Origin of the sequence: Pseudoalteromonas sp. MIP2626, from assembly GCF_013414205.1 — a bacterium.
GTDB classification, from domain to species: Bacteria; Pseudomonadota; Gammaproteobacteria; order Enterobacterales; family Alteromonadaceae; genus Pseudoalteromonas; species Pseudoalteromonas nigrifaciens.
On sequence record NZ_JAATTW010000107.1, the window covers coordinates 1 to 1,603 of the forward strand.

Here is a 1,603-nt window from a genome sequence, read left to right on the forward strand (position 1 = left end):
TTCTTTTTTCTCAGTTCCAACAGCAAACTTCGATAGCTCGAAGACTTTCGTTTTAATGGCTGATTTCTGCTGAGATGTGGGGGGAACCCTTGCGACGATCCCAGCCGCAATCAAATCTAATTCACCTGTTTTTGCTATGCTTTTAGCCGCTGACAAGTCTCGGCTTTGGTTAGTTTCACAAGCCGTACATGTGAAATTCCTGTCGTTCAATGTTAAAACATGATGTTGGCCGCATTCAGAACAAACCCCAGTGGATTTTTCAAACCTGCCAATCTCGTGATAGAGTTTACCTTCAAGCTCAGTTTTGTATTTTGAAAGCTGAGTAATTAAGCCCATCACATTGTCGGCAACCATGCTGCCATTGAACTTTTGCATCCCTTTTACGTTTAAATCTTCGAACACTAAAATGTCATTTTCATTGGTTATCTGGCGTGAAATTTTGTGTGCAAAGTCGAGCCTTTGCCGTGAGATTTTGCCGTGTAATTTGTTGATGCGTTGTTTGGTTTTTTGCCAGCGATTTGAACCTTTAGTTCGGCGTGCAAGCTGGCGTTGCAATTGATTTAACTTTGTTTTTGACTGCTTTAAAAACTTGGGGTTATCGACCACAAAACCATCTGAGCCAACAACAGTTTGCTTTGAGTTAATGTCAAAACCTGTGATTGTTTTTAAAACTTGTTTAGCTGTTTTGCACTCAACTTCCTGAGTGATGCTGCATCCCCATTTTCCGTGGTGATACTGGATAGTTACAGTCTTGATTTTACTTGCTAGTTTGCGATGCAAGATAATGGGTATCTTGCCTACCTTTGGGATACTGATAGCGCCATTTTCAATGCGGATACAGTGCGAGTTATTGACCGCTCGAAAACTATCGTTGTGACGTTTTTTCTTTTTATATGAGATCTTGTGCTTTGGAAAGCGTTGCAAGCGACCTTTAGTAAAAACATTCTTGAGCGCTAATTCCAGGTCGCGGGCAACTTGTTGAGCTGCCGCAGAATCGAATGCTTTGATCCAGTTAAACTCTTCGAACGTCTTGATATCTTTAAGTAGTGAGGCCATGTCTTTGTAAAACAAAAACGTTTTATCGTGCTCGTATCGACGTATGTTCTCAGACAACAATAAGTTCCAAATGCCACGCGCTGTCGCGCCAAACTCAACGAGTTTAGCTTCTTGCTCTGGCGTAGGATTTAGCCTGTAGTTGTATCTAAGCGTCTTTTTCATATACTGTATAGACTACTGTATGAAAATGAGTTGTCAAGATGGAATATGACACTAAATCTCACTGTAAATATTTAATAGCGCTACATTTAATACTTGTGGTTAAATATAGAAAACAATTGTTAAAAGGTGATGTAGGTGATTTTGTAAAACAAAAAATCACTGAAATTGCAGAGCGCTCAGAATTTAATATCGAAGAGATCGAGGTGGACAAAGATCATATACACATATTGCTAACGATCTCTCCCAATATCAGTGTTGCGAGTTACGTTAGGAGAATTAAACAATCTACAACGCAAAGTCTATGGTCGAGATTTAAATGGTTTAAAAAGCAATTCTGGGTTAAAAAAACATTTTGGTCTGACGGATATTTTGTTTGCTCTGTTGG

General features: G+C 39.4%; 2 protein-coding genes. One reads left to right on the plus strand and one right to left on the minus strand.

Going from position 1 to position 1,603, the window contains the following annotated elements; genetic code table 11:
- The coding region (locus HC000_RS18190; RefSeq protein ID WP_179808379.1) for an RNA-guided endonuclease TnpB family protein at nucleotides 1–1,218 on the minus strand (1,218 nt) is incomplete at its 3' end.
- A gap of 38 nt (nucleotides 1,219–1,256) precedes the next feature.
- Between HC000_RS18190 and tnpA the strand changes: the two genes are divergently transcribed.
- Nucleotides 1,257–1,603: IS200/IS605 family transposase (gene tnpA, locus HC000_RS18195; protein WP_179808380.1), on the plus strand; the 347-nt coding region annotated here is incomplete at its 3' end.